A 6,351-nucleotide genomic window follows, 5' to 3' on the forward strand; every position below is an offset into this window, starting at 1 on the left:
CAGGCGCCCGGCGCCGGCGAAGGCCTGGGGTGGATCGACGCGGTTCATCCCGACGACCGGCCGATCGCGGAGGAAGCCTTCCTATCGGCCAACGCCGATCAACGGGACTATCAGGTGGATTTTCGCCTTCGCCGGGCGGACGGCGTCTATCGGTGGGTGATCGACGCGGCGGCGGCGCGCTTCTCCGGGGATGGCGTCTATCTGGGCTATGTCGGTTCGGTCATCGATATCGACGAGCGTCGTGAAGCCGAGGACCGGCTCGCGCTCAATGAGGAACAGCTGCGCCTTGCCATCGACGTGGCTGAGATCGGTCAGTGGGATGTCGACCCCGCCACGGATTCCATGTTCTGGCCGCCGCGCGTTAAGGCGATGTTCGGCATATCGCCGGAGGCGCCCGTGACCCTCGCGGACTTTCTCGACGGCGTTCATCCCGACGATCGTGAGAGGACGCGCATCGCCTACGAGGCGGCGGGCGATCCCGACCTGCGCACGCTCTACGACGTGGAGTATCGCACGATCGGCAAGGAAGACGGCGTCGTCCGCTGGGTCGCCGCGAAGGGCAGGGGCCTCTTTACCGCCGAGGGCGTCTGCCACCGCGTGATCGGCACCGCCATCGACATCACCGCGCGAAAGGCCGACGAGGTGCGGCTGCGCGACCTGAACGAGTCGCTCGAGCTGAAGGTCGCTGAACAGACGGCCGAACGTAATCGCGTCTGGGAGATGAGCCGCGACCTCTTTGCGATCATGGGCTTTGACGGCCGTCTGAAGGCGATCAATCCGGCCTGGGAGACCACGCTGGGCCAGGACGCGGCGAGGCTACTTTCCCTCCCCTTCCCAGACCAGGTGCATCCGGACGATCACCGCGCGGTGGAGGCGACGATGGAGGTGCTGCGGCGCGGCGAGAGCGTGCCGCGGTTCGAAGATCGCCTCCGCCACGCGGACGGTTCGTGGCGTTGGATATCGTGGGCGCTCGTTCCGGAAGGCGAGGTGTTCTACGCGGTGGGTCGCGATGTGACCGCGGAGAAGGCGGCGAGCCGCGCGCTCGAAGCCGCCCAGGACGCGCTGCGACAGTCGCAGAAGATGGACGCGATGGGCCAGCTCACGGGCGGCGTCGCGCACGACTTCAACAACCTTCTCACGCCCATCATCGGCAGTCTCGACATGCTGATCCGTCGGGGCGTGGGCAACGAGCGTGAGCGGCGGCTCATGGATGGGGCGCTGCAATCGGCCGACCGCGCCAAGACCCTTGTCCAGCGCCTCCTGGCGTTCGCCCGGCGTCAGCCGCTTCAGCCGAGCGCGGTCGACCTCGGCGCCCTGGTGCAAGGCATGGCGGGTCTGATGGAGTCGACCCTGGGGCCCAACATCGATGTGAAGGTGGTGCTCGCCCACGACCTGCCGCCGGCGAAGGCCGACCCGAACCAGCTCGAAATGGCGCTGCTGAATCTCGCGGTCAACGCGCGCGACGCGATGCCGGACGGGGGCGAGCTCACCATCGAGGTCAAGCGGGATGTCAAAGCCCATCATCCCGCGAAACTGCCCCCGGGCCCCTACCTGCTCCTGTGCGTGACCGACACCGGCGTCGGCATGGATGAGGAGACCTGCGCCAAGGCGATTGAGCCGTTCTTTTCGACGAAGGGCATCGGCAGGGGGACCGGACTTGGCCTGTCGATGGTTCATGGCCTCGCAGCCCAGCTTGGCGGTGCGTTGACGATCGACAGCGCGACGGGCCGCGGCACGACGATCGAGCTCTGGCTGCCGGTGAGCGAAACGCCGATCAACGCCGCAGACACCCGCGCCACGGGGCAGAGTCTCCCGAGGGGCCGAGGCGTCGCGCTGCTCGTCGATGACGAGGCGCTGGTGCGCATGAGCACCGCGGACATGTTGATGGATCTCGGGTTCGAGGTCATCGAGGCAGGGTCGGCGGAGGCGGCCCTGCGCCTGGTCGCCGAGGGCGTCAGGCCAGACCTGCTGGTGACGGACCATTTGATGCCGGGCATGAACGGCGCGGACCTGGCGCGGAGAATGCTGGCCTTTCACCCCGGCCTGCCGGTGCTGATCGTCTCGGGCTACGCTGAGGCCGATGGTCTGCCTGTGGACCTTCCGCGCCTGACCAAGCCCTTCCGCACCACCGAACTGGCCGCAAGTCTCGCGGCGTTGTGACTCCAGCTAAGTCCGACGCGGGCGCGATGGCGGCTTCAGGGCGACGCCGTTCGTCGGAGTCGGTCCAAGCGCTTTCACGCAGGTCATCGGGCATCCTCGCGGTCTGCTCCGGACGGCGCCGACGCCGTCGCGGTAGCGGGCTTGTCGACGAGGGGCGGCGAGGGCGGGCGCTGTGCGATGCGGCAGGCCCGGACGCGCGCCCTGACATCGAGCTTGGCGTCGTGTGACGCCCGGGCGCCTTCCCGGGAGCCGTTCGCGCGCTCAGGACGCGTCCAGGACCGCGCGAACTTTCTCGGCAAGGTCTCTGAAGTTGAAGGGCTTGGTGATGAGTTTCACGTCGGCGTCCAGCCGCCCGTTGTGGACGATGGCGTTACGTGTGTAGCCGGTGGTGAAGAGGACCTTCAGGCCTGGTCGCCGACGCCGCATCTCGTCGGCCAGGGCCCGCCCATCCATTCCGCCCGGCAGCACCACGTCGGTGAACAACAGGTCGACGTCTTGGGTGCTCTGGAGGATCTCGAGCGCCCGACGCCCGGAGTTCGCCTCCAGGACGTCGTAGCCGAGCTCGCGGAGCACGCCACTGCTGTAGGCCAGCAGGTCTTCATGGTCTTCCACCACCAGGACCCGCTCACGCCCGCCGTGCAGTCTCGTCGGAAGCCGCGCCACGCCCTCATCGACGACCGTCGCCTCGCCCACCAGGCGCGGGAGGTAGATTTTCACCGTCGTGCCTTCGCCGACCTCGCTGTAGATCCGGATGTGTCCGTTCGACTGACGCACGAAACCGTAGACCTGGCTTAGGCCGAGGCCCGTGCCCTTGCCGGCTTCCTTTGTGGTGAAGAACGGCTCGAACACCTTGACGAGCGTGTCGGCGGCCATGCCGCTGCCGCTGTCGCTGACCGCGATCAGCACATACTGACCCGCCGCCACCGGCTCGGCCAAGTCGTGCACATAGGCCTCGTCGAGCTGGGCGTTGCTGGTCTCGATAGTCAACCGACCGCCGGCCGGCATGGCGTCGCGGGCATTGACGGCCAGGTTGACCAGCGCATTCTCAAGTTCGTTGGGGTCGGCCAGAGCGCGCCACAGGCCCGCCCCCGAAACCGTTTCCAGTTCGATCGTCTCGCCGAGCGTCCGCTGAAGGAGGTCGGCCAGGTTCGTGAGCAGGCGCCCGGCGTCCACGGCCTTCGGATCGAGGGGCTGGCGGCGTGCGAAGGCGAGCAGCCTCGAGGTCAATGTCGCGGCGCGCTCAGCGCCGTGCGTGGCCATGCGCACCGCGCGCTCGATCCGTTCCGCCTCGGGGGACGGCGCGAGCCGTTCAAGCTGCCGCCCCACGGTTTCCAGGCCCCCGAGGATGATGGTGAGCAGATTGTTGAAGTCGTGCGCGACGCCCCCGGTGAGCTGGCCGATGGCTTCCATCTTCTGGGATTGGCGAAGGGTCTCTTCGGCTCGCACGCGTTCGGCCACCTCCTCGGCCACCCGCGCTTCAAGGGTTCGTGCAAGTTCGCCGAGTTCGAGCGTCGCCGCCTCGGCGACGCGGCGCGCCTCCAACAGCTCATGCTCGTAACGTCGCCGATCCGTGGCGTTGAAGACCGTCATGCGCACGAACTGCGCCGCGCCGTCGTCGGCGCGGCGTTCGACGGCGTTCACCAGTACCGGCACCAGGCGCGTGTCGGCGCCGACAAAGTCCAGGGCGACCTCGTTGAAGAAGCCCTGAAGCCGCAGGAGCGGGCTGAAATGCGTCTCGTAATAGATCTTGCCCGCGATATTGAGCAGGTCCTGAAACCGCCGACCCACCACCTCATCGCGTTGCAGCCCGAGCCAGCTCAGGAGCGTGACATTGATCCTGACGACACGGCCGTCCGGCCGGGCGGTCAGGTAGCCGCAGGGCGCGTGTTCGAAGAGATCCTGGAGATCGTCGTCCAGGACTTCCGGCGTGTCCGAGGCCTCCATGGCCATGGCTAGACGAAGGCCTGTATCGCGGCGATTGTTTCCTCGGGCGCGCTCAGATTTGGGCAGTGACCCGTCGCCTTCAGGATCACCAGCTGGCTATTGGGCAGCTTCCGATGGACGTACTCGCCCACCTCGCGCGGGGCGATCACGTCTTCAGAACATTGCAGGACAAGGGCGCGCGTCTGCACGCCTTCGAGGTCGGACCGGTTGTCGGACAGGAACGTCGTCCGCGCGAACTTCCGGGCGATGTCGGGATCGGTGCGACAGAAGCTGTTGGTGAGTTCCTCGCCCAGCTCGGGGCGATCAGCGTTGCCCATGATGACCGGCGCCATGGCCTGCGACCAGCCCATGTGGTTGGTGTCGAGGAACTCCAGCAACTCGTGGATCTGCGCCTCGCTGAAGCCGCCCACATAGTCGGCGTCGTCGATGTATCGAGGCGAGGGACCCACCAGCACGAGATCCCGGAAGAGCTCCGGAGCCGCCTTCGCCGCGAGCACGCCCACCATGGCGCTCACGGAGTGGCCGACATACACCCCGCCATCGACCCCGAGCTCGCGGCCGATCGCGACGACATCTTCCGCGTAGCCCTGCAAGGACGCGTATTTCTCGGGATCGTAGGCGCTCAGGTCCGAGCCGCCGCAGCCGACGTGGTCGAACAAGACGACCCGGAAGCGGTCCTCGAAGGCCGGGGCCACGAAGCGCCACATGTTCTGGTCGCACCCGAAACCGTGGGCGAACATCATCATGCGGTCGCCGCGTCCGCGAACCTGCACATTGTGACGCTGCAGTACTGACACTCGAAGCCCTTCTTTGCCGACCCTCGACGCTACTGCTAGCCGCAAGCACCCCCGAGCGCCACCGACCAAACGCTTTAGGTCTGCGGCCCGCGACAACAGTCAAGTCGCGCGAAGCACACCCGCTGCCCTCGTGCGACGCCGTCTGGTCCGCGTCCGCCCGCCTCGAGCCGAGGGTGGGCGCCCCTCGCACAATCGCACATCTCGACCGTTGACGTCCGAGGACGTGCGCGGCGCGCGCGAGACCCGGTATGCCGTGGATGCGATGACGTGGCTCCCAGAGGCCAGGTGGGCCAATATCGCGCGCGGCAGCGCCCGCCCCCGCCCCATGTCGAAAGTCCGGAGACGGATGGGCCATGGTCAGCTCATGGGCCGTCGGCGGCCAGAGCCACGAAGGGTTCCTGCTCGAGCCGGACGTCCCCGGCATCGCCACTGCGGCCGTGTTGCGATGTGTCCAGACTTGGACTATATCCAGATGTGCGAGGAATGGAGATCAGAGTGCCCCACACCCGTCCGGCCGAACCGGTCACGCCCGAGGCGCCCATTGCCGATCGGTTGTCCTCGCCCAATCGTCGGCGCTTGAGCGGACCTGGTCTGCGCACGTTCGCGACGATCGCCGACCTGTGGGGGCTGTCGGACGACGAGCGACTGCTCGTCCTCGGCCTGCCGTCTCGTTCGACCTACTACAACTGGCTGAAGGCGGTTCGCGAGCATCGCGACATCACGCTCGATGTGGACCGTCTGACGCGCATCTCCGCCGTGCTCGGCATCCACCAGGCCTTGGGCGTCCTGCACGCCACCGAGCGCGAAGGCCGAGTGTGGCTGCGGACACCGCACGCCGCCCCCCTGTTTGGCGGGCGCCCGCCCATGGCGCTGATCACCAGCGGCCTTATGGACAGCTTGATGAGCGTCCGCCGGTTCCTCGACGCCGCCCGGGGCGGACTTTACATGCCGCCGGCCGATCTCGATCGCGACTTCACCCCCTATGTCGACCGGGACATCGTCTTTTCGTGAGCGAGGCCTACGCCGCTCCGCCCGTTCCGAGCTTCCGGCTGATCCCGTCGCGGTTCCCGCCGATCGGCCTGTTCGACACGGTGGCGACCGCCGCCGACCTCGCCGCGGTGATGGAGCTCGCGGGTTGGACCAACGACCGTCTCGTGGCCGAGCGGCTCGCGCGCCTGCCGGCCGCGGAGTGGGTGTTCGGGAGGCCCAACGCCAGCGTGGTGATGGCCGCCTTCCTGCATGTCGCCCCGGGGGGCATGCGGTTCAATGGCCCCGATCTCGGCGCCTGGTATGCCGCCGCGGGGCTCACCACGGCCGTCGTCGAGGTGGGGCATCATCTGCGCCGCGAAGCGCGGGCCACGGGCGCGGCGCGGCTGAGCCGCCAGGTCCGCACCTACTCCGCGCGCCTTACGGGGGATTATCTCGATATCCGTGGCCAGCAGCAGGCGAG

At 67.8% G+C, this 6,351-nt stretch carries 5 protein-coding genes; 3 read left to right on the forward strand and 2 right to left on the reverse strand.

Annotated features, from left to right (window positions below; genetic code table 11):
- The first annotated feature begins 33 nt into the window (after positions 1-33).
- Positions 34-2,160 (forward strand): PAS domain-containing protein, encoded by a 2,127-nt coding sequence (locus RMO04_RS01305; RefSeq protein WP_309642996.1) that lies wholly within the window; start codon positions 34-36, stop codon positions 2,158-2,160.
- Between the two features lie 261 nt (positions 2,161-2,421).
- On the opposite strand, the gene RMO04_RS01310 is transcribed toward RMO04_RS01305, so the two are convergent.
- Together RMO04_RS01310 and RMO04_RS01315 are read right to left on the reverse strand one after the other, a co-directional pair.
- Positions 2,422-4,110, reverse strand: coding sequence for an ATP-binding protein (locus RMO04_RS01310; protein WP_309642992.1), 1,689 nt, complete (start codon positions 4,108-4,110; stop codon positions 2,422-2,424).
- 2 nt (positions 4,111-4,112) lie between these two features.
- Complete coding sequence (locus tag RMO04_RS01315; protein WP_309642993.1) at positions 4,113-4,901, reverse strand: alpha/beta hydrolase; 789 nt, start codon at positions 4,899-4,901, stop codon at positions 4,113-4,115.
- Positions 4,902-5,396: 495 nt separating this feature from the next.
- Between RMO04_RS01315 and RMO04_RS01320 the strand changes: the two genes are divergently transcribed.
- A complete protein-coding gene (locus RMO04_RS01320) occupies positions 5,397-5,912 on the forward strand; it encodes an MbcA/ParS/Xre antitoxin family protein (protein ID WP_309642994.1) in 516 nt (171 codons plus the stop codon).
- A partial coding sequence (locus tag RMO04_RS01325; RefSeq protein WP_309642995.1) for an RES family NAD+ phosphorylase occupies positions 5,909-6,351 on the forward strand: 443 nt, incomplete at its 3' end. The genes RMO04_RS01320 and RMO04_RS01325, both read left to right, overlap by 4 nt.

This window comes from Phenylobacterium sp. (genome assembly GCF_031412415.1).
GTDB lineage: Bacteria > Pseudomonadota > Alphaproteobacteria > Caulobacterales > Caulobacteraceae > Phenylobacterium.